19 protein-coding genes are annotated in these 20,579 nt (G+C 70.8%); 6 read left to right on the plus strand and 13 right to left on the minus strand.

The window, feature by feature from the left end; translation table 11 throughout:
- Positions 1–237: 237 nt before the first annotated feature.
- The 11 genes from BGO46_RS03130 to BGO46_RS03180 form a co-directional block, all read right to left on the minus strand.
- Positions 238–1,257 (minus strand): NAD(P)/FAD-dependent oxidoreductase, encoded by a 1,020-nt coding sequence (locus BGO46_RS03130; RefSeq protein WP_292673464.1) that lies wholly within the window; start codon positions 1,255–1,257, stop codon positions 238–240.
- Positions 1,250–1,576, minus strand: a complete 327-nt coding sequence (gene fdxA, locus BGO46_RS03135; RefSeq protein ID WP_292673461.1) for a ferredoxin — start codon at positions 1,574–1,576, stop codon at positions 1,250–1,252. Before fdxA ends, BGO46_RS03130 begins: the two co-directional genes overlap by 8 nt.
- Entirely contained in the window at positions 1,573–2,958 is a 1,386-nt protein-coding gene (locus BGO46_RS03140; RefSeq protein ID WP_292673561.1) for an FAD-dependent oxidoreductase, read from the minus strand. The genes fdxA and BGO46_RS03140 overlap by 4 nt, the downstream gene beginning before the upstream one ends.
- Before the next feature lie 26 nt (positions 2,959–2,984).
- Positions 2,985–3,887 carry a uroporphyrinogen-III C-methyltransferase gene (cobA, locus tag BGO46_RS03145; RefSeq protein ID WP_292673459.1) on the minus strand — a complete coding sequence of 301 codons (903 nt, stop codon included), beginning with the start codon at positions 3,885–3,887 and terminating at the stop codon, positions 2,985–2,987.
- 59 nt (positions 3,888–3,946) lie between these two features.
- Positions 3,947–4,840 carry an ABC transporter permease gene (locus BGO46_RS03150; protein ID WP_292673457.1) on the minus strand — a complete coding sequence of 298 codons (894 nt, stop codon included), beginning with the start codon at positions 4,838–4,840 and terminating at the stop codon, positions 3,947–3,949.
- A complete protein-coding gene (locus BGO46_RS03155) occupies positions 4,833–5,684 on the minus strand; it encodes an ABC transporter ATP-binding protein (RefSeq protein ID WP_292673454.1) in 852 nt (283 codons plus the stop codon). Before BGO46_RS03155 ends, BGO46_RS03150 begins: the two co-directional genes overlap by 8 nt.
- A gap of 47 nt (positions 5,685–5,731) precedes the next feature.
- Positions 5,732–7,081: a GTP-binding protein gene (locus tag BGO46_RS03160; RefSeq protein ID WP_292673453.1), complete on the minus strand. Its 1,350-nt coding sequence runs from the start codon at positions 7,079–7,081 to the stop codon at positions 5,732–5,734.
- Positions 7,082–7,996, minus strand: coding sequence for a sulfate adenylyltransferase subunit CysD (cysD, locus tag BGO46_RS03165; protein WP_292673451.1), 915 nt, complete (start codon positions 7,994–7,996; stop codon positions 7,082–7,084).
- Positions 7,993–8,736: a phosphoadenylyl-sulfate reductase gene (locus BGO46_RS03170; protein WP_292673449.1), complete on the minus strand. Its 744-nt coding sequence runs from the start codon at positions 8,734–8,736 to the stop codon at positions 7,993–7,995. The genes cysD and BGO46_RS03170 overlap by 4 nt, the downstream gene beginning before the upstream one ends.
- Positions 8,733–10,466 (minus strand): nitrite/sulfite reductase, encoded by a 1,734-nt coding sequence (locus BGO46_RS03175; RefSeq protein WP_292673447.1) that lies wholly within the window; start codon positions 10,464–10,466, stop codon positions 8,733–8,735. The genes BGO46_RS03170 and BGO46_RS03175 overlap by 4 nt, the downstream gene beginning before the upstream one ends.
- A gap of 202 nt (positions 10,467–10,668) precedes the next feature.
- Complete coding sequence (locus BGO46_RS03180) at positions 10,669–11,448, minus strand: hypothetical protein (protein WP_292673445.1); 780 nt, start codon at positions 11,446–11,448, stop codon at positions 10,669–10,671.
- A gap of 142 nt (positions 11,449–11,590) precedes the next feature.
- On the opposite strand from BGO46_RS03180, the gene BGO46_RS03185 reads away from it, so the two are divergent.
- Positions 11,591–12,265 carry a MarR family winged helix-turn-helix transcriptional regulator gene (locus tag BGO46_RS03185; protein WP_292673442.1) on the plus strand — a complete coding sequence of 225 codons (675 nt, stop codon included), beginning with the start codon at positions 11,591–11,593 and terminating at the stop codon, positions 12,263–12,265.
- Positions 12,266–12,839: 574 nt separating this feature from the next.
- On the opposite strand, the gene BGO46_RS03190 is transcribed toward BGO46_RS03185, so the two are convergent.
- Positions 12,840–14,249 (minus strand): MFS transporter, encoded by a 1,410-nt coding sequence (locus tag BGO46_RS03190; protein ID WP_292673439.1) that lies wholly within the window; start codon positions 14,247–14,249, stop codon positions 12,840–12,842.
- Positions 14,250–14,395: 146 nt separating this feature from the next.
- Here BGO46_RS03190 and BGO46_RS03195 point away from each other — a divergent pair, with 146 nt between their 5' ends.
- From BGO46_RS03195 to BGO46_RS03210, 4 genes are all read left to right on the plus strand, one after another.
- Positions 14,396–14,593, plus strand: coding sequence for a hypothetical protein (locus BGO46_RS03195; protein ID WP_298044684.1), 198 nt, complete (start codon positions 14,396–14,398; stop codon positions 14,591–14,593).
- Positions 14,594–14,659: 66 nt separating this feature from the next.
- Entirely contained in the window at positions 14,660–14,884 is a 225-nt protein-coding gene (locus BGO46_RS03200) for a TrkA C-terminal domain-containing protein (RefSeq protein ID WP_298044687.1), read from the plus strand.
- A 17-nt stretch (positions 14,885–14,901) separates the two neighbouring features.
- Positions 14,902–16,167: a cation:proton antiporter gene (locus BGO46_RS03205; RefSeq protein ID WP_292673434.1), complete on the plus strand. Its 1,266-nt coding sequence runs from the start codon at positions 14,902–14,904 to the stop codon at positions 16,165–16,167.
- A 25-nt stretch (positions 16,168–16,192) separates the two neighbouring features.
- Positions 16,193–18,013, plus strand: a complete 1,821-nt coding sequence (locus tag BGO46_RS03210; protein ID WP_292673431.1) for a DEAD/DEAH box helicase — start codon at positions 16,193–16,195, stop codon at positions 18,011–18,013.
- Positions 18,014–18,225: 212 nt separating this feature from the next.
- Here the strand turns inward: BGO46_RS03210 and BGO46_RS03215 are convergent, their stop codons facing one another.
- The gene (locus BGO46_RS03215) at positions 18,226–18,516 is read right to left on the minus strand and encodes a SelT/SelW/SelH family protein (RefSeq protein ID WP_292673429.1); all 291 of its coding nucleotides are present in this window, start codon (positions 18,514–18,516) and stop codon (positions 18,226–18,228) included.
- Between the two features lie 196 nt (positions 18,517–18,712).
- Between BGO46_RS03215 and dnaK the strand changes: the two genes are divergently transcribed.
- Positions 18,713–20,575 carry a molecular chaperone DnaK gene (dnaK, locus tag BGO46_RS03220; protein ID WP_292673427.1) on the plus strand — a complete coding sequence of 621 codons (1,863 nt, stop codon included), beginning with the start codon at positions 18,713–18,715 and terminating at the stop codon, positions 20,573–20,575.
- The last annotated feature ends 4 nt before the right edge of the window (positions 20,576–20,579 follow it).

The following is a 20,579-nucleotide window of genomic DNA, read 5'->3' on the forward strand; positions in this document are numbered from 1 at the left end:
TCCGGCGTGTCGTCTCGCGACGGTCGCGCCGGCGACCGGCGGGCGCGACTCGAGGGGGCTCCCGGCGCTCGCGCCGCAATAACTCAGGAGTCCTGACGCCCGGCGGGCTGGCGCGCCGCGGAAACACGGCGCGGTCGCGCGCCGCGAGGCGCGCGACTCCTGAGTTATTGCGGCGGCGTGCTGCAGCCGCCGGGGCCCGAGCGGAGAGAAGCCGTCGAGAGAGCGGCCCGGGCCGGCTCAGTGGGAGGTCGTCACGCCGACCTGGTCGTGCACGAGGACGGCCGCGACGCGCGCGCCCTGGCCTGCGGCGACGATGAGCTGCTGCGGCCCCGACGACGCATCGCCTGCCGAGTAGAGTCCCGGCACCGACGTGCGACCCGACCGGTCGGTTCGCAGGTGGCCAGCCTCGTCGCGGTCGACGTCGATGGTGTCGAGGAAGTCCAGCGCCGGCTCCCAGTGCGGCCGTACGAACCCGCCCTCGATCGCGACGCGACCCCCGTCGGTGAGCACGACCGCGCTCAGGTCGCCGCGCTCGCCGACAAGCTCGGCGACGGCTCGGCGTTCGACGGTGACCCCCGACGCGACCAGTTCAGCCTCGTCGGCCGCGTCGATGACAGGCGCAGCGTTCGTGAACACCGTGAGGTGATCGGTCCATCGCGCGATCAGCCGCGCCCGCGACGCGAGATCGGGCGTCTCGCCGATGAGCGCGAGGCGTCGCCCCTGCAGCTCCCACGCATCGCACGCGGCGCAGCTGAACAGCGACATGCCGTAGAACGAGCGGATGCCCGTGATGTCGGGCAGCGTCTCGCGCAGCCCCGTCGCGATGACTACCGCACGGGCGGCGACGACCGGTGCCCCCGCGCCGCCGCCGGAGAGCGTCGCCGCGCCGCGCCCGGAGAGTGCCACCGTGAAGCGCATGCCGTCTGCGGCATCCACCTGTGACACACGCGTCGCGACCGTACGGTCGAGCACCCGCACGTTGGTGTAGGGGGCGAGCTCGGCGTGTGCGAGCTTGCGCAGCTCGATGGGCGGGATGCCGTCGCGCGTCAGGTATCCGTGTGAGCGCAGCGTCGCCGCGTTGCGCGGGCGACCGGCATCCACGAGCACGACCGATGCCCGCGCCCGGCCCAGATTCAGCGCAGCCGACAGTCCGGCCGGCCCGCCGCCGATCACGACGACATCGACCGCGGAGGGCGCAAACGGTGCTGACCCAGCCCCGGTCGAACCTGCCGCGTCGGTATATGCCGACTCAGCCATGTTGGGCCTGCGGCGGCAGCGCGGCGATCAGCGGGTGGTCCTTCGGGATCACGCCGGTCTTGGCGGCACCGCCGGGTGAGCCGATGTCGTCGAAGAACTCGACGTTGGCGGTGTAGTAGTCCTGCCATTCGTCGGGCAGGTCGTCTTCGTAGTAGATCGCCTCGACGGGGCACACCGGTTCGCACGCACCGCAGTCGACGCACTCGTCGGGGTGGATGTACAGCGAGCGCTCACCCTCGTAGATGCAGTCGACGGGGCACTCGTCGATGCAGGCACGGTCCTTCACATCGACGCACGGAAGCGCGATCACGTACGTCACGAGACGAGCGCTCCACGCGAGATCGCGACCTGCTCGTCGCGCGGCACGACCTTGACGCGCTCACGCGTGTGCTCGTGCGTCGCGCCGAGCTCGCGCTCGTGCGCGTCGAGGGCGAGCCACCCGTCCCACGTCGTGTACTCGACCTCGCGCTCGTCGAGAAGCGCGAGCACGTCGCCATCGACGGTCGGCGCGATGAGCGCGCCCGACGTGACGTCGGCGACCAGGTGCGCGATCGTCTCCATGGCATCCGACTTGGTGTGTCCGATGAGGCCGACGGGGCCGCGCTTGATCCAGCCGGTCGCGTAGAGGCCCGCCACGACGGGAGTCGACGGGTCGCCCGACACCGCGGCATCCCGCACCCGCCCCTCGACGTTCGAGATCACGCCGGCGGCGGCGTCGAACGGCACGTCGATGATCGGCGAGCCGAAGTAGCCGACGGCGCGGTACACCTGCTGCACCGCGATCTCGCGGAACTGTCCGGTGCCCTGCACGCGACCGTCACCGATCGGCTCGGTGCGCTCGAAGCGGATGCCCTCGACGCCGGTCTCAGGCGAGCCGAGCACCTCGACGGGGGAGTGGTAGAAGTGCAGATGCAGGCGCCGCGACGCTCCCGTCGACTCGCGCGTGCGCCAGCTGTTCAGCACGCGCAGCATCACCTTCAGCTGGTTGTTGGCGGCGTTCGCGGGATCGGCGTCGGCGAAATCCTCGTCGTGCACGACGATGTCGACGTTCGGCACCTCGCCCAGTTCGCGCAGCTCGATCGGCGTGAACTTGATGTCGGCGGGGCCGCGGCGTCCGAACACGTGCACGTCGGTGACGGCGGATGCCTCGAGCCCGGCCAGCACGTTGTCGGCGATCTCGGTGGGGCGCAGGTCGACGGCGTGCTTGGCGAGCACGCGCGCGACGTCGAGCGCGACGTTGCCGTTGCCGATCACGGCGACCTCGCGCTGATCGAGCGGCCAATCGGTCGGCACGTCGGGGTGCCCGTCGTACCAGGCGACGAAGTCGGCTGCGCCGAACGAGCGCGGCAGGTCGATGCCGCCGATCGCGAGGTCGGCGTCGCGGATCGCGCCGGTCGCCAGGATCACGGCGTCGTAGCGCTCGCGCAGGTCGTCGATCGAGATGTCGCGGCCGACCTCGACGTTGCCGATGAAGCGCGTGGTGCCGGCATCCAGCATCTCGTGCAGCGAGTTCACGATGCCCTTGATGCGCGGGTGGTCGGGCGCGACGCCGTAGCGGATCAGGCCATACGGCGCGGGCAGAGACTCGAACAGGTCGATCGCGACCGCGCCGCCGGCCTCGACCACGGCATTCGTGAGGATGTTGCCCGCGTAGATTCCGGCAGGGCCGGCGCCGACGATCGCGACGCGGAGGTTCTGCAGGGTCGAGGTCGCAGAGGTGGAGGAGGTCACAGGGCGGGGGCCTTCCGGGTGGTGCCGCCGGGGGCGGCGAGCGGGTCGAAGTTCTCGAGGTCGAGGATGGCGAAGGATGCCGGGGCGTAGGGACTGAGACGCACGACATCGCCGATGACGACGACGGCGGGCGAACGGATGCCGCGCTCGGCCGCCTGGTGCGCGATCGTCGCGAGCGTGCCGACCGTGACGCGCTGGCGCGGACCGTAGCCGTCTTCGATGACGGCGACGGGGCAGTCTTCGCCGCGCGCGCCGCGCGCGAGCGTGATCGCGGAGTGCGCGAGGGTGCCGATGCCCATCAACAGCACCACGGTGTGGTCGCGCGCGCCGCCGAGCGCGGCGATCTGGTCGTGTGCCGTAGCGATCGTGAACGCCGTCGCGACACCGCGATGCGTGAGCGGGATGCCCGCGATCGCCGGCACCGAGATGGCGCTCGTGATGCCGGGCACGACCTCGACCGCGATGCCCGCCGCCTGACACGCGTGCAGCTCTTCGCCGCCGCGGCCGAACACGTACGGGTCGCCGCCCTTGAGCCGCACGACGGTCTTGCCGTCCTGCGCGAGCTGGACGAGCAGGGCGTTGATCGCGTCTTGCGGCACGGCGTGGTGCCCGGGCAGCTTGCCGACGTCGACGATGTCGGCTGTGAGATGGATGCCTTCGGCGGCAAGCCCATCGAGCACTCCGCGCGCGCCGAGTCGGTCGGCGACGATGACGTCGGCCGCCTCGAGGGCGCGCAGCCCCTTGAGGGTGATCAGCCCCGCATCGCCCGGCCCGGCCCCGACGAGCCACACCTTGCCGGTGGCCGTCGCCGCCTCGGTCGTTGAGCGAGCGGAGCGAGACGAAACGTCCCGACCTGACGGCGTGCGACGTTTCGTCTCGTCGCTGCGCTCCTCGCTCAACGACCGGGGGGACTCTCCGGTCGCCCCGCGAGCGGAGCGCGACGAAACGTCGCGGGGGGTCATCGGGTGCCCCCGGGCTGGAGGCCGCGGCGGCGCAGCACGGCGCGTTCGATGGGGGCCAGCAGCGCCAGCTCGACAGCGATGCCGATCACAAGGATCACGAGGATCGCGGCGAGCACGCCCGCGAGGTTCTCGGCGGCGCGACTGTCCTGCAGCAGCGCGCCGATGCCGGTGCCGAGGGATCCGCCGACCGCGATGATCTCGGCGGCCAGCACGCCGCGCCACGAGAACGCCCACCCCTGCTTGAGCCCGGCGAGGTACCCCGGCAGTGCGGCCGGCAGGATCACGGCGGTCGCGAGCTGCCACCGCGACGCGCCCAGCACCTTGCCCACTCGCCGCAGCTGCGGCGGCACCTGGTCGACGCCGGCGATGAGTCCGTTGACGATCGACGGCACGCCACCCATGAGCACGACGAAGAAGACCAGCGTGTCGGTGAGCCCGAACCACAGCGTCGCCGCGGGCACCCACGCGACCGACGGCAGCACCATCAGCCCCGACACGACCGGACCGATCGCGCGCCGCAGCGGATGAATCTCGGCCAGCAGCAGACCGAGCGCCGTTCCGACGACGACGGCGATCGAGAAGCCGACGAACGCGCGACCGAGGCTCGTCGCGACGGCCAGCGGCAGGATGCCCGATGCCCACGCCGCGCCGAGGGATCCGAACACCTCGGACGGCGGCGGAAGGGTCTCGGGCCCCAGGCCGAACACCTGCACGGCGACGATCCAGACGACCAGCAGCGCCCCGACGAACAGCGTCGGCGGCATGACGGTCTCGACGAAGCGTCGGCCCCGCCCCACGGGCGCGGGGGCGACGTCGGTCTGCAACCGGTCGAGGCCCGCCTCGAGGCTGCGCAGGTCGTCGGTGCGACGGGTTGCGGTGAGCTCAGGCATTGCGGCGGATCTCCTCTCGCAGGTGCCGGGTGATCTCGCGCGCGAGTGCGACGACCTCGGGCGACTCGATGCGGCGACCCTCGGTGCGCGTGATGCGCCACTCGCGCGCCACGCGCCCGGGGCGGCTCGACAGCATGACGACGCGCTGGCCCAGTCGCGCCGCTTCGCGCACGTTGTGCGTGACGAACACGACGGTGCACCCCGTCGCCCGCCAGACGCGCTCGAGCTCTTCGTGCAGCAGATCGCGGGTGATCGCGTCGAGTGCGGCGAACGGCTCGTCCATCAGCAGCACGGGTCGCTCCTGCGCGAGGGCGCGTGCGAGTGCGACGCGCTGGCGCATGCCGCCCGACAGTTCGTGCGGGCGCTTGTCCGCGGCATCCGCCAGCCCGACGAGGTCGAGCAGCTCACGCGCGCGCGCCTCGCGCTCGCGGCGCGGCACCCCGCGCAGCCGCAGCGCGAGTTCGACGTTGCGGCGCGCGGTGAGCCAGGGCAGCAGTGCGGACTCCTGGAACATGACGGCCGCCCCCTGGCGCGGCGTCGTGATCGACCCCGCGATGGGGCGGTCGAGGCCCGCGATGAGGTTCAGCAGCGTCGACTTGCCGCACCCCGACGCGCCGAGCACGCACACGAACTCGCCGGGAGCGATGTCGAGGCTGATGTCGTCGAGCACGAGCGGGCCGTTGCCGTAGCGCTGGCTCACGTGGTCGACGCGCACGGCGGGCGGCGCGGGTGCGGGCGCCGGAAGCGCCGGCGCGGTCAGATCGAAGCTCGGGCCGAGCCCGTTCGCCGGCACACGCCCCTCATCCGCGGCGGTCGCGCGGGTGAGGGGCGTGGGGGCGGTCATCGGGGTCCGATCTGAAGGGTGGAGGGCGGGCTCAGGCTTCGGCAGGCTCAGCCGCGCACGATGCCGGCGGCGAGCGTGGCGCCGTCGGACGGGTGGATCACCAGGAACGAACCCTCGTGACGGCTCGTTCGGTACGGCTCGAGCGGCAGGTCGGCCGCGAGGCGCAGCCGCACGCGGCCGATGTCGTTGGTCTGCAGTTCGCGCGCGGGCTCGTGCGTGAGCGTGTCGAGGTCGTAGCGCGACTCGATCTGCGCGACGATCGCCTGCACAGTCGCGGTGCCGTGCTTGACGAGCACGCGGATGCCAGGGGTCAGCGTCCGCGCGTCGAGCTGGAACAGCTCGGCGTCGAACTCGCGCCGCACCTCGGGCAGCGACCCTGCCGCGACGACGAGCGCACCGCGCGCGACGTCGAGGTCGTCCGCGAACTCGAGCGACACCGACTCGGGAGCCGTCGCCTCATCGACCTCGACACCAGCCGAGCGGATGCCCGTGACCTGCGTCGACAGTCCCGAGGGGAAGATCTCGACGCGGTCGCCGACGCGCACGACACCGCTGGAGATGCGGCCGGCGACCGCGCGATAGTCGCGCAGACTCTCAGCCGTGTCGGCGTCGAGGTCGGGGGCGAGCCCGCCCTGCGGGCGCAGGACGAGCTGCACCGGCAGGCGCAGCGGCTCGAGCCTCCGCTCGGCCTCGTCTGCAGCCGGCAGCGTCTCGAGCAGTTCCAGCAGCGCCGGGCCGTCGTACCAGGGCGTGCGCGCCGAGCGGTCGACGATGTTGTCGCCCTCGAGCGCCGACACCGGCAGCACGTGCAGGTCTTCGATGCCGAGCTCGGCCGAGACGGCGCGGGCATCCGCGGCGACGGCGGCGAAGGCATCCGCATCGAATCCGGTGAGATCGATCTTGTTGACCGCGAGGATCACGTGCGGCACGCGCAGCAGCGCGACGACGGCGAGGTGACGGCGGGTCTGCTCCACGACGCCCTTGCGGGCGTCGACGAGAACGACGACCGCGTCGGCCGTCGTCGCGCCGGTGACCATGTTGCGCGTGTACTGCACGTGTCCGGGGCAGTCGGCGAGGATGAACGACCGAGCGCCCGTCGCGAAGTAGCGGTAGGCGACGTCGATCGTGATGCCCTGCTCGCGCTCGGCGCGCAGGCCGTCGGTCAGCAGGGCGAAGTCGAACTCGCCGTGCGCGAAGCCGCGGTCGGCCGACGTGCGGGCGACCTGCTCGAGCTGGTCGGCGAGGATCGCCTTCGAGTCGTGCAGCAGTCGGCCGACGAGCGTCGACTTGCCGTCGTCGACCGATCCCGCTGTCGCGAAGCGGAACAGCGTGGGCTGCTCGCTCGCCGTCGCCTCGCGGGCGAAGCGGGGCGAGACGCTCTGAGTATCGAGTGACATTTAGAAGTACCCGTCCTTCTTGCGGTCTTCCATGGCCGCCTCGCTGAGGCGGTCGTCGGCACGGGTCGCCCCGCGCTCGGTGATGGTCGAGACGGCGACCTCGGCGACGATCGCGGCGAGGTCCGCGGCATCCGATTCGACCGCTCCCGTGCAACTCATGTCGCCCACCGTGCGGTAGCGGACGGTGCGCACCTCGACCTGCTCGCTCTCGCGCGGCGGCGAGAACGGGCCGACCGGGCGCCACATGCCGTCGCGGGAATACACCTCGCGCTCGTGCGCGAAGTACAGCGGCGGCAGGGCGATGCCCTCGCGCTCGATGTAGCGCCACACGTCGAGCTCGGTCCAGTTCGAGATGGGGAAGGCGCGCACGTGCTGGCCGGGGGTGTGCCGGCCGTTGTACAGGCTCCACAGTTCGGGACGCTGGTTGCGCGGATCCCACTGGCCGAACTCGTCGCGCAGCGAGATGATGCGCTCTTTGGCGCGTGCCTTGTCTTCGTCACGGCGGGCGCCGCCGAAGACCGCGTCGTGGCGGCCCGCGGCGATCGCGTCGAGCAGCGGCACCGTCTGCAGCGGGTTGCGCGTGCCGTCGGCGCGCTCGTGCAGCCGGCCGTCGTCGATGTAGTCCTGCACGCGGGCGACGTCCAGGCGGATGCCGAGGCGCTCGACCGTCTCGTCGCGGAACGCGATCACCTCGGGGAAGTTGTGGCCGGTGTCGACGTGCAGAACGGGGAACGGCACCTTGCCGGGCGCGAACGCCTTCGTCGCGAGGTGCAGCACGACGACGGAGTCCTTGCCGCCCGAGAACAGCAGCACGGGGCGCTCGAACTCGGCGACCACCTCGCGGATGACGTGGATCGCCTCGGCCTCAAGCAGGTCGAGCGTCGACAGTTTCGTGGAGGGGACCGTGATCGTCATACGTGCAACCCGCATTCCGTCTTCGATGACCCGGCCCAGCGGCCGGATCGGGGGTCTTCACCGGCGGCGACCGGCTTGGTGCACGGCTCGCAGCCGATCGAGGGGTAGCCGAACCCGACCAGCAGGTTCACCGGCGCCTTGTGCGCGGCGGCGTACGACAGCACGTCGTCGAAGCTCCACGCGGCGACCGGGTTGACCTTGACGAGTCCGTTGCGCTCGTCCCACGTCACGAGCGGCGTGTTCGTGCGGGTGGGGGCTTCGTCGCGGCGGACGCCCGTGAACCACAGCTCGTAGCCGCCGAGCGCGTCCTGCAGGGGAGCGACCTTGCGCAGCGCGCAGCACTGCGCGGCGTCACGCTCGTAGAGCTTCGCGCCGAACGCGGCATCCTGCTCTGCGACGGTCTGCGCCGGTGTGACGTCGACGATGCGCACGTCGAGCGCGCGCTGCACCTCGTCGCGCGTCGCGTACGTCTCGGTGAAGTGGTAGCCGGTGTCGAGGAACAGCACGTCGACGCCCGGCAGCTGCTCGGCGACGAGGTGCGGCAGAGCGGCATCGGCCATCGAGCAGGCGACGGCCGCGGCATCCGCCCCGAAGTTGCGGGCGACCCACGCGACGACGTCGGCGGCGGATGCCTCGTGGTCGGTCAGGCTGCCGAGCTCTTCGTTGCCGCGCTCGGCGAGGGCCTTGAGCTCTTCGCGCGTGCGCTTGACGGCGACGCGGGGTGCGAGTGAGACGGTCACTGCAGTGCCTCCTCTTCTGCGCGGTGTGCCCACTCGGCGAACGTCTCGTCGGCGCCCTCGCGGTCGGCGAGGTAGCGGATGACGACTCGCTCGACATAGTCGGCGATGCCGTCGGCGGCGACTTTCAGTCCGCGCACGGTGCGCCCGAGGCCCGCTTCGGGGCTGCCCTCGTGGGCGAGTCCGCCGCCGAGGTGCACCTGGTAGCCGGGCACCTGCTCGCCGTCGATCGTGACGAGCTGGCCCTTGAGCCCGATGTCGGCCGTCTGGATGCGGGCGCACGAGTTCGGGCATCCGTTGACGTGCAGCGAGATGGGCCTGCCGATCTGCGGTTCCAGGGCGGCAAGACGCACTTCGAGCTCGTCGATCGCACGCGCGGCGTTGGCCTTGGTCTCGACGATCGCGAGCTTGCAGAACTCGATGCCGGTGCACGCGATGGTGCCTCGGCGGAACAGACTCGGACGCGACGGCAGCCCGAGTTCGTCGAGGCCCACGACGACGGCATCCACCCGGTCTTCGGGCACGTCGAGCACGAGGATCTTCTGGAAGACCGTGGGCCGCACCCGCCGCGAGCCGTTCGCCTCGGCGAGGTCGGCGAGCTTCGTGAGCGTCGTGCCCGACAGACGCCCGACGGTGGTGGCCGCGCCGATGTAGAAGTTGCCGTCCTTCTGGCGGTGCACGCCGACGTGGTCGGGTGCGCCGACCGGATCGGCGGGGGCGGGGCCGTCCGGCAGCGGCGCCGACAGGTACTCGGTCTCGAGCACGTGGCGCAGCTTCTCGGGGCCCCAGTCGGCGAGCAGGAACTTCATGCGCGCGCGATTGCGCAGCCGCCGGTAGCCGTAGTCGCGGAAGATGCTGGTGACCCCCACCCACACCTCGGCCACCCGGTCGGGGGTGACGAATGCGCCGAGCCGTTCGCCCAGGCGCGGGATCGCCGCGAGCGCGCCGCCCACCCACAGGTCGTAGCCGACGCCCAGCTCGGGGTGCTCGACCGCGACGAACGAGCAGTCGTTGATCTCGTGCACGACGTCGAGGCTCGGGTGACCGGTGATGGCGGTCTTGTACTTGCGGGGCAGGTTCGAGAACGACGGGTCGCCGATGTAGCGGTCCACGATCTCGCGCAGCTGCGGAGTGGGATCGATCAGCTCGTCTTCGGCGATGCCGGCGACGGCCGATGCGAGGAACGTGCGCGGCACGTCGCCGCACGCTTCGGTGGTCTGCAGGCCGACGGCCTCCAAGCGGCGCCAGATCTCGGGGACATCCTCGATGCGGATCCAGTGCAGCTGCACATTCTGTCGGTCGGTGATGTCGGCGACATCACGGCCGAACTCCGTCGAGATGCCGCCGATGACCCGCAGCTGCTCGGTGGTCAGCTGCCCGCCGTCGATGCGGATGCGGAACATGAAGTACTCGTCTTCGAGTTCTTCGGGGGGCAGAGTGGCGGTGCGGCCGCCGTCGATTCCGGGCCGACGCTGCGTGTACAGGCCCCACACGCGGAAACGGCCGCGCAGGTCGGTGGGGTCGATGCTCTGGAAGCCACCCTTCGCGTACACGTTCTCGATGCGCTCGCGAACGGCCAGGCCGTCGTCGACCTGCTTCCACTCCTCATTGCCGTTGAGCGGGGCGGGGCCGTCGACCTTCCACTGCCCGTTGGGCTTCGACGACGGGTGCGGCGGGCGCGCCGCCGCGCGCGGCGCTCGGGGGGCGCGCGTCTCGATGTCGCTCGTGGTCATGATGTCCTCGCTGTGGGGGCACGGTTCGGCCGAACCTTCCAGGAGGGTAATCACGTGCCGCGCCGGAGAAAACGGTGTGTGACACGTTGCGTCAAACGGCGTAACGGTGCGTCACACTGCCGCGCGGGCGCGCCGGATGTGCATGGACGGGCGAACGGGAGGGTCGCGGTGATCGCGAACCTCCCGTTGGGTGCCGTTGTGGTCAGGCGGTGTGGGATGCCGCGCCGCGCGCGAACCCGGCGTCGAAGCCGCGCTCGTACGCCTGCTCGGCGTCGTGACCACCGCGGTGACCGGGGTGGCCGCCGTGGGCGCGGTGTCCGGCGTGGCCGGGGTGGCCGTGACCGTAGTGTCCGGCGTGGCCGTGGCCACAGTCGCGACCGAACTCCGGGGCGCCGTGCCCGTCGCCGGCGGGGCCTTCGTGGCCGTCGCCTTCGTGGCCTTCGAACCCGTGGCCGCCGGGGACGAACCTGGGACCGAACCCGTGGTGGAAGCCGGGACCGAACCCGTGGTGGAAGCCGGGGCCGAAACCGCGGCGCCCGAATCCATGCCGGCGGCCACGGGGCATCTGCTCGTTCTCGTCCCAGCCGAGGCTGCGGGCGATGGCTTCGAGCGAGGCAACGGTCGTCGCGAAGTCCTCGGGGCTGACGGCGCCGGCGACCTTCACGCGGACGGCGTCAGCCGCCTCGCTCAGGCGCGCCTTCGCGGCGCGGCCGTCGTCGGTGAGGGTGAAGGATCCGCCTTCCTCGGTGATCCAGCCGCGGTCTTCGAGTGCGCGCAGGCGCTTGCCGCCGCGCTGGATGCGGGCCGCGAGTTCCGGTGCCTCGATCGTGCCGTCGAGCACGTTCAGGATCATCCACTCGCGGCGCGTGACGTCTTCGTTCTCGAAGGCGGTCGCGAACTCGCGTGCGATGAGGTGATCGACGGCGCGCAGCCAGAGGCCGAGGGGGTGGGCGGTGTCGTTGTGAGTCGTGTTGTTCTCCATGAGAAGTCCTTTCGGTGGGCCTTCAGATCGGCCCGTTGGGGGGCCCGCTGCAGTTCGGACCCTGAGGTGCATGTCGCATGACATGTATATGTAGTGTGACATGGAGATGAGATGCATGTCAAGTCGCATGTAAATTGGAAGCATGACGGATGCCTCCGACCTCGACGCGATCGTCGCCGCGCTCGCCCAATTGCGCGGCCGCGGCCGTCCGCCGTTCGGGCCGGGTCCCGGTTCGTTTGGCGGGCCTGGGGGCTTGGGTGGTCCCGGTGGTGCTGACGGTCCCGGCGGTCCTGGTGGCTTCGCGGGCTTCGGGGGACCGCCGTGGGCGGGGCGCGGACACGGACGCGGCGGCCACAGCCACGACGAACACGACGGCCATGCCGGTCACGATGGTCATGCCGGACACGGCGGTGATGCCGGCCGCGACGGCCGCGCGCACCACGGCGGCGACCCGTTCGGGCGGCACGCGAGATTCGGCGGAGGCCCGGCGCGGTTGCGGCTGCTCGAGGCGCTCGCCGCGGCATCCCACCCGCTCAGCGTCAGCGAAGTCGGCGACGCGATCGGAGTGGATCAGCCGCGCGCGTCACGGCTGATCCAGCAGGCCGTCGAGCTGGGGCTCGTGCAGCGCGAGGCCGACCCCGACGACGCCCGGCGCACGCGCATCGCGCTCACCGACGAGGGAAAGCGCCTCGCGCGCGGCTTCCGCGGACAGCGTCGCGAGCAGCTGCAGACAGCGCTCGCCGACTTCACCCCCGACGAGTGCGCCGAACTCGCGCGCCTGCTGACGAAGCTCGCCGGAGCCTGGCCGCAGGCCTGACCCGCGCGCCCGCACCCACGGCGCCCCGCCGGGCCGCCGCGCTGCCGGGGCGCCCGCCCGCGCCGCCGCACGCAACTGCAAGGGATCGCGCGCGACACGCCGTGCCCGGGCGCCCCGCCCCGGCGTGTCGCGCGGCGGGGCCTTGCAGTTCGCGCGGCTGCCCCGCGCTCAGCGCGCCGCCCGCGCCGCGGCGGAGGCATCCGTCGCCCGCAACTCACTCACCCGTCCGCTTCTGCCGCGTGGCGAGCGGCGATGCCGCCGTGCTCGCTCGTCCGTCCGGCCGCTTCTGCGGTATGACGAGCGGCGATGCCGCAGATCGGGACGGATGAGCGTCAGCCGCCGCCCGCCGGGCCGCGCTCATCCGTCCGCTTGTGTCGCTTCGCTAGCACCGACGCCGCAAATCGGGACGGATGAACGCCGGATGCCCCGCGCCGCACGCAACTGCAAGGGATCGCGCCCGACACGCCGTGCCCGGGCGCCCCGCCACGGCGTGTCGCACGGCGAGGCCTTGCAGTTCGCGCGGCGGCCCCCCGCGCTGCGCGCAACCCCCGCGACGCGCCCCGCCCGCGCCCCGCTACGCCCTGACGTGCGGCGGGAGCTTCACGAGCAGCAGCAGCACGAGCCCGAGCAGCAGGACCACCCCGATGCCGAGCACGCCGTAGACGATGCCGCCGAACCAGGCGAGCGACAGCGACCACGCGAGCGGGGACAGGAACGACGCCACCCGGCCGGTCGTCGCGTAGAGGCCGAAGATCTCGCCCTGCATGCTGGGCGGGGTCAGGCGCGTGAGCAATCCGCGACTGGCTGCCTGGGCGGGGCCCACGAACGCGCACAGCGCGAGGCCGCAGATCCAGAAGACGATCGTGCCGAAGTCGCGCAGCACGAACACCACGAACGCCATCGCGACGAGCCCCGTGAGCGCGATCAGAATCAGCCGGCGCGGACCGATCGCATCGTCGAGGCGGCCGGCGAAGATCGTCGAAATACCGGCGACGAGGTTCGCCGCAAGACCGAAGAGGATGACCTCGATGAACGAGAATCCGAAGCCCTGCGCCGCCAGCACGGCGCCGAACGCGAACACGCCCGCGAGTCCGTCGCGATAGACGGCCGAGGCGACCAGGAACCAGAACGTCGGCCGGTTCGACACGAACAGCTTCTTCAGGTTCTTCGCGAGCACGACGTATGAGGCGAAGAAGCCCGTCTTGCCCGCGCCGCCGTACGCGGGCGACTCGGGTACGTTGCGGAACAGCGGAATCGAGAAGACGAGCGTCCACACACCGCAGATCACCGCGACCAGCTTGTACGCGAGCGGGTTGCTCTGGCCGAGGCCGAACAGCACCGGGATGCACACGATCAGCGCGACGACGCCGCCGATGTAGCCGAGGCCCCAGCCGAGTCCCGAGACCCGCCCGACCGTCTTTGGCGTCGACACCTCGGAGAGCATCGCGTAATAGCTGACGTTGCCGATCTCGCTGACGACGGCGCCGGTCGCGACCGCGAGCGCGCCGAACCAGAAGAACTTCGGGTCGGCCTCGACGAAGAACAGCGAGAACTGGATGAGCGCGATCGCGAGGGTCGCACCGATGATCCACTTCTTCTTGCTGCCGCGCGCATCGGCCTGCTGACCGAGCACCGGCGCCAGCAGCAGAATCAGGATGCCGGCGACGAAGTTCGCCCAGCCCCACCACTCCGACAGGTCGGTGAGCCCCTGGCAATAGGCGGTCGCGAGGTTCGCCCTCTCGTTGCAGCTCATGTACGTGCCGTCGGCGAGAAGGCCCGACTCGCGCACGGCGGGGTCGAGGAACTCGCGCGAGGTCAGGTACAGGGCGACCCAGACGAAGGTCAGGATGACCGTGTTGAACGGCTGCATCGCCCAGTCCCACATCGCCCACGAGACGACGCGCTTGCGCGGGATGGGCTGGGCGGCCGTCGCGCCGAAGGCGACGTCAGGTGAGGGCGTATCGGGATGCGACATGTCCGTCATGCTGGATCCTTTTGGTGAACAGCGGGTGAGCAGTCGGTCCCGGCGGGCCCGTGCGGGTTTCACGAGGGGATGCCACACAGGCATCCGGCGTCGCCTCATCGCGACGCGTGCTCATGCTATCGACGGCCCGGTGCCATGATGTACGCATGCCAGTGCACGTCGAACGCGCCGAGCTTCCGGGCATCGGCGTTCGCCACGACATCCTCACGCGGGGTGGACGTCGGCTGTCGATCATCAACTTCCGCGACGGGGGACGCGAGCTCGCGCTGTCAGACGAGGACGATCCCGATCGCGCCGAAGAGACGATCCAGCTCAGCGACGATGAGGCGACGGCCCTGTCGTAAGTGCTCGGCGGGTCGCTCCTGCTCACCCAGATGGCAGGCCTGCGCGAACAGATCGCGGGCCTGTCCATGGAACAGATCCCCGTGCGCGCCGACTCGCCGTACGTGGGGCGCACGCTCGGTGACACCCGCGCGCGCACCCTGACCCGCTGCTCGATTGTCGCGATCGTCCGCGACACCGGCGTCGTGCCCGCTCCCGAGCCGGCCGACCCGATCGACGCCGGCGACACCCTCGTCGCCGTCGGCACGCGTGAGGGCCTCGACCGACTCGTGCACATCATCGCCGGCGACTGAATCGGAGCCCACCCCGCATGGATCACGGAGCGCTCGACCTCATCGAGATCGGCGCGCTCCTGCTCGGCATCGCGATCCTGAGCCGCATCGCGGGGCGCATCGGCATCTCGCCGATCCCGTTCATCCTGCTCGGTGGACTCGCCCTCGGCGAGGGCGGGCTGATCCCGATCGATCATGCCGAGGGCTTCATCGCCGTCGGCGCCGAGATCGGCGTCATCCTGCTGCTGCTGATGCTGGGGCTCGAGTACAACGCCCGCGAGCTGATCGGCAACCTGCGCACCTCGTCGCGGGCGGGCCTGCTCGACATGGCGCTCAACGCCGTCCCCGGCATCATCTTCGCGCTCGTCATGGGGTGGGGTCCGGTCGCGGCGCTCGTACTGGGCGGCATCACGTGGGTGTCGTCATCGGGCGTCATCGCGAAGGTGCTGCACGAGCTCGGCCGCCTCACCAACCGCGAGACGCCGACAATCCTGTCGATCCTCGTGATCGAAGATCTCGCGATGGCCTTCTACCTGCCCGTGCTCACGGCGCTGCTGGTGGGGCTCGACTTCGGGGCGGCGACCGTGACGGTCGTCGTGGCCCTGGCATCCGTCCTCGTCATCCTCTACCTCGCCCTGCGGCACGGGCGGTGGTTCTCGCGGATGCTGTGGACGCGCAACGCCGAAGCGCTGCTGCTCGCCGTGCTCGGCGTCACGGTGCTCGTCGCGGGCCTCGCCTCCGAGGTCAAGGTGTCGGCCGCGGTCGGCGCGTTCCTGGTCGGCATCGCGATCCAGGGCAAGACCGCCGTCGCCGCCGAGCGGATGCTGACTCCGCTGCGCGACCTGTTCGCCGCCGTCTTCTTCCTCTACTTCGGACTGTCGACCGACCCGTCGCACCTCGTGCCGATGCTGCTGCCGGCGCTCGTGCTCGCCGTCATCACGATGGCAACGAAGGTGCTGACGGGATACCTTGCCGCGCGCAAGGCCGGCATCGCCGAAGCCGGGCGCTGGCGTGCCGGGTTCGCGCTGACGCCGCGCGGCGAGTTCTCCATCGTGATCGCGGGGCTCGCGGTCGGCGCGGGCGTCGACCGGTCGCTCGCGGCGCTCGCCGCCGCGTACGTGCTGATGACGATCGTCGCGGGGCCGTTCCTGGCGCGCATCCCCGACTCGAAGGCGTTCACGCGGTGGGCGAAGGGACGCCAGGCGGCCCGGCGCGAACGTCAGCGAACGGCGGGGGATGCCTCGCCTGGCGTGGCATCCTCTGACGCGGCATCCACCGGTATGCACGACGGAACGCATGAGTAGCGGCCCGCGCGACTAGCGTGGGGGCATGACAACTGAGGCCGCGCCCGAAACAGACCGGGCGGACTCGCTCACCTTCGCCGATCTCGGCCTCGACGACGCCGTGCTGCGCGCGGTGCGCGACGTGGGCTACGAGACGCCGTCGGCGATCCAGGCCGCCACGATCCCGCCGCTGCTCGCGGGGCGTGACGTGCTCGGTACGGCGCAGACCGGCACGGGCAAGACGGCCGCCTTCGCGCTGCCGATCCTCTCGCAGCTCGACCTGTCGCAGAAGACGCCGCAGGCGCTCGTGCTCGCCCCGACGCGTGAGCTCGCGCTGCAGGTGTGCGAGGCGTTCGAGTCCTACGCCGGGCACCTGCGGGGCGTGCACGTGCTGCCGGTCTACGGCGGACAGGGCTATGGCCAGCAGCTGTCGGCGCTGCGCCGCGGCGTGCACGTCGTCGTCGGCACCCCCGGTCGCATCATGGACCACCTCGACAAGGGCACGCTCGACCTGACCGAACTGCGCTTCCTCGTGCTGGACGAAGCCGACGAGATGCTCAAGATGGGCTTCGCCGAAGACGTCGAGACGATCCTCGCCGAGACGCCCGACGACAAGCAGGTGGCCCTGTTCTCGGCGACCATGCCGCCGCAGATCCGCCGCCTCGCGGGCACGTACCTGAAGGACCCCGACGAGATCAACGTCAAGGCGAAGACCACGACGTCGGCGAACATCACGCAGCGGTACCTCGTCGTGTCGTATCCGCAGAAGGTGGATGCCCTCACGCGCATCCTCGAGGTCGAGAACTTCGAGGGGATGATCGTCTTCACCCGCACGAAGAACGAGACCGAAACCCTCGCCGAGAAGCTGCGTGCCCGCGGGTACGCAGCCGCCGCGATCAACGGTGATGTCGCACAGGCGCAGCGCGAGCGCACCGTCAATCAGCTGAAGGCGGGCAAGCTCGACATCCTCGTCGCGACCGATGTCGCAGCCCGCGGACTCGACGTCGAGCGCATCAGCCACGTCGTCAATTTCGACCTGCCGATCGACACCGAATCGTACGTGCACCGCATCGGCCGCACGGGTCGCGCGGGGCGCACGGGTGACGCGATCAGCTTCGTCACGCCGCGCGAGCGGCGCATGCTGACCTCGATCGAGAAGGCGACCCGCCAGCCGCTCACCGAGATGAGCCTGCCGAGCGTCGAGGACGTCAACGCGACGCGCCTCACCCGCTTCGACGACGCGATCACGGCGGCACTCGAGGATGCCGATCGCATCGCCCGCTTCCGCGACATCATCACCCACTACGTCACCCACCACGACGTTCCCGAGGGTGACGTCGCGGCGGCACTCGCGCTCGTCGCGCAGGGCGATACTCCGCTGCTGCTGGATGCCGAGGCCGACGAGCCGCCGCGTCGTGACCGCTTCGACCGCGACGACCGCGGGCGGGGGGATCGTGGTGACCGGGGCTCGGATCGGGACTCGGGCCGCGGCGATCGCGGTGACCGGGGCTCGGACCGCGGCGACCGTGGCTCGGACCGTGGCGACCGCCGCCGGTCGAGCGGACCGACCGCGACCTACCGCATCGAGGTCGGACGCCGCCACAAGGTCGAGCCGCGCCAGATCGTCGGCGCGCTCGCCAACGAGGGAGGCTTGCGCCGCGAGGACTTCGGCGCGATCCAGATCCGCCCCGACTTCTCGCTGGTCGAACTGCCCGCCGACCTGCCGCGCGACACCCTCAAGCGCCTCGAGGGCACGCGCATCTCGGGCCGCCTCATCGAGATCAAGCCCGACCGCTTCCAGCGCTCCGCGAAGCGCCCCGACCGCGGTGACCGGGGCGACCTCCCCCGCCGGCGTTACGACGACTGACCCGGCGCGGCCGGGTTCGACCCGCGCGTGCCCGGCCCGGCCTGCCCGGGGCATCCTTCCCCCCCGGTTTGGGGTCGCGTGTGGTCGCCTCCGCCCAGGTTTGGGGTCGCGTGTGGTCGGGTCGGCCCCCGCGAGGCGACCACTGGCGACCCCAAACTGGGCGCGTCGCGCGCGCGACTGGGCGCGCCGCGCGACCAGAGCGTTGCGACAGGTCAGTGCTGCGCGGCGCGGTCGGCGTGGCCGAGGTCGCGGCCGGGGGCGATGACGTCGCGCACGCGGCGCTTGAGCGCGACGATGTCGGGGAACCCGCCGTCTTCCTTGCGTGACCACACGCGCTCGTCGTCGGCGTAGACCTCGAAGATGCCGCCCGTGCCAGGCACGAGCGTCGCGCCGCCGCCGCGCAACTCTTCCTGAAAAGTCGACAGCATCTCCTGCGCGACCCACGCGGCGCGGAGCATCCAGGCGCACTGAGTGCAGTAGATGATGCGGATGCCGTGGCTCATGAGCCCACGCTACCCGCGGCGTGTTACACGCATTCGCGCAGGGCACGCTCGCGCGACCTGAAAACTTGATATGAGTCATATCAAGTTCATTTGACAGCGCGAGGGGGATGCCGGTAACGTGACATCCATCACAAGTTGAGCCGCTACGACTCAACCTCGCAGACTTCTCAAAGCCGTTTCACGAAAGGAAACACACATGGCACGTGCAGTGGGTATCGACCTCGGTACGACGAACTCCGTCGTCTCCGTCCTCGAGGGCGGCGAGCCGAAGGTCATCGCCAACGCCGAGGGCTTCCGCACGACCCCTTCGGTCGTCGCGTTCACGAAGGACGGCGAGGTGCTCGTCGGCGAGACCGCCAAGCGCCAGGCTGTGACCAACGTCGACCGCACGATCTCCTCCGTCAAGCGCCACATGGGCACCGACTGGAAGACGCCGCCGATCGACGGCAAGCAGTACACGCCGCAGGAGATCTCGGCGCGCATCCTGCAGAAGCTGAAGCGCGACGCGGAGCAGTACCTGGGCGACACCGTGACGGATGCCGTCATCACCGTGCCCGCGTACTTCAACGACGCCGAGCGCCAGGCCACGAAGGAGGCCGGCGAGATCGCGGGCCTCAACGTCCTGCGCATCATCAACGAGCCGACCGCTGCCGCGCTCGCCTACGGCCTCGACAAGGGCAAGGAGGACGAGCTCATCCTCGTCTTCGACCTCGGTGGCGGAACGTTCGACGTGTCCCTCCTCGAGGTGGGCAAGGACGACGACTTCTCGACCATCCAGGTGCGCTCCACGGCGGGCGACAACCGCCTCGGCGGCGACGACTGGGACCAGCGCGTGGTCGACTACCTCATCAAGCAGTTCAAGGACACGACCGGCGTCGACGTCTCGGGCGACAAGATCGCCCTGCAGCGCCTCAAGGAGGCCGCGGAGCAGGCGAAGAAGGAGCTGTCGTCGTCGAACTCGACGAGCATCAACCTGCCCTACCTGTCGCTGACCGACTCGGGTCCCGTGTCGCTGTCGGAGACGCTCACGCGCGCCAAGTTCGAGGACCTCACCAAGGACCTCCTCGACCGCACCAAGAAGCCGTTCGCCGATGTCATCCGCGAGGCCGGCATCAAGGTCGACGACATCGACCACGTCGTGCTGGTCGGCGGCTCCACCCGCATGCCCGCCGTGAGCGAGCTGGTGAAGAAGGAGACCGGCAAGGAGCCCAACAAGGGCGTCAACCCCGACGAGGTGGTCGCCGTCGGCGCCGCCCTGCAGGCCGGCGTCCTCAAGGGCGAGCGCAAGGACGTCCTCCTCATCGACGTCACCCCCCTGAGCCTCGGCATCGAGACCAAGGGCGGCATCATGACCAAGCTCATCGAGCGCAACACGGCCATCCCGACCAAGCGCAGCGAGACGTTCACGACCGCCGACGACAACCAGCCGTCGGTCGCGATCCAGGTGTTCCAGGGCGAGCGCGACTTCACGCGCGACAACAAGCCGCTCGGCACGTTCGAGCTGCAGGGCATCGCCCCGGCGCCCCGCGGCATCCCGCAGATCGAGGTCACCTTCGACATCGACGCCAACGGCATCGTGCACGTGTCGGCCAAGGACAAGGGCACCGGCAAGGAGCAGTCGATGACGATCACGGGCGGCTCGTCGCTGCCCAAGGACGACATCGAGCGCATGGTCCGCGAGGCCGAGGAGCACGCCGCCGACGACAAGAAGCGTCGCGAGGCCGCCGAGATCCGCAACCAGGCCGAGACCCTCTCGTACTCGATCGAGAAGCTCATCAAGGACAACGAGGACAAGCTGCCCGACGACGTGAAGACCGAGGTCCAGGCCGACGTCGACGCGCTCAAGACGGCGCTCGCCGGCGACAACGACGACACCGTCAAGGACGCCTTCGACAAGCTGAACGCGTCGCAGGGCAAGCTGGGCGAGGCGATCTACGCCTCGGCGCAGGCCGCGCAGGCGCCGGATGCCGGTGCGGGCGAGCAGGCGCCGGATGCGGCATCCTCGGAGGAGGATGTCGTGGACGCCGAGGTCGTCGACGACGAGGACGAGAAGAAGTAGGACT

It is taken from the genome of Microbacterium sp. 70-16, from assembly GCF_001898315.1.
Taxonomy (GTDB): Bacteria; Actinomycetota; Actinomycetes; order Actinomycetales; family Microbacteriaceae; genus Microbacterium.

Coding starts and splice junctions, on each gene's coding strand:
- BGO46_RS03130 (WP_292673464.1), bottom strand. CDS start 1,257: ATGGCTGAGTCGGCATATACCGACGCGGCAGGTTCGACCGGGGCTGGG.
- BGO46_RS03150 (WP_292673457.1), bottom strand. CDS start 4,840: ATGCCTGAGCTCACCGCAACCCGTCGCACCGACGACCTGCGCAGCCTC.
- BGO46_RS03155 (WP_292673454.1), bottom strand. CDS start 5,684: ATGACCGCCCCCACGCCCCTCACCCGCGCGACCGCCGCGGATGAGGGG.
- BGO46_RS03160 (WP_292673453.1), bottom strand. CDS start 7,081: ATGTCACTCGATACTCAGAGCGTCTCGCCCCGCTTCGCCCGCGAGGCG.
- cysD (WP_292673451.1), bottom strand. CDS start 7,996: ATGACGATCACGGTCCCCTCCACGAAACTGTCGACGCTCGACCTGCTT.
- BGO46_RS03175 (WP_292673447.1), bottom strand. CDS start 10,466: ATGACCACGAGCGACATCGAGACGCGCGCCCCCCGAGCGCCGCGCGCG.
- BGO46_RS03180 (WP_292673445.1), bottom strand. CDS start 11,448: ATGGAGAACAACACGACTCACAACGACACCGCCCACCCCCTCGGCCTC.
- BGO46_RS03185 (WP_292673442.1), top strand. CDS start 11,591: ATGACGGATGCCTCCGACCTCGACGCGATCGTCGCCGCGCTCGCCCAA.
- BGO46_RS03190 (WP_292673439.1), bottom strand. CDS start 14,249: ATGACGGACATGTCGCATCCCGATACGCCCTCACCTGACGTCGCCTTC.
- BGO46_RS03195 (WP_298044684.1), top strand. CDS start 14,396: ATGCCAGTGCACGTCGAACGCGCCGAGCTTCCGGGCATCGGCGTTCGC.
- BGO46_RS03200 (WP_298044687.1), top strand. CDS start 14,660: ATGGAACAGATCCCCGTGCGCGCCGACTCGCCGTACGTGGGGCGCACG.
- BGO46_RS03205 (WP_292673434.1), top strand. CDS start 14,902: ATGGATCACGGAGCGCTCGACCTCATCGAGATCGGCGCGCTCCTGCTC.
- BGO46_RS03210 (WP_292673431.1), top strand. CDS start 16,193: ATGACAACTGAGGCCGCGCCCGAAACAGACCGGGCGGACTCGCTCACC.
- BGO46_RS03215 (WP_292673429.1), bottom strand. CDS start 18,516: ATGAGCCACGGCATCCGCATCATCTACTGCACTCAGTGCGCCTGGATG.
- dnaK (WP_292673427.1), top strand. CDS start 18,713: ATGGCACGTGCAGTGGGTATCGACCTCGGTACGACGAACTCCGTCGTC.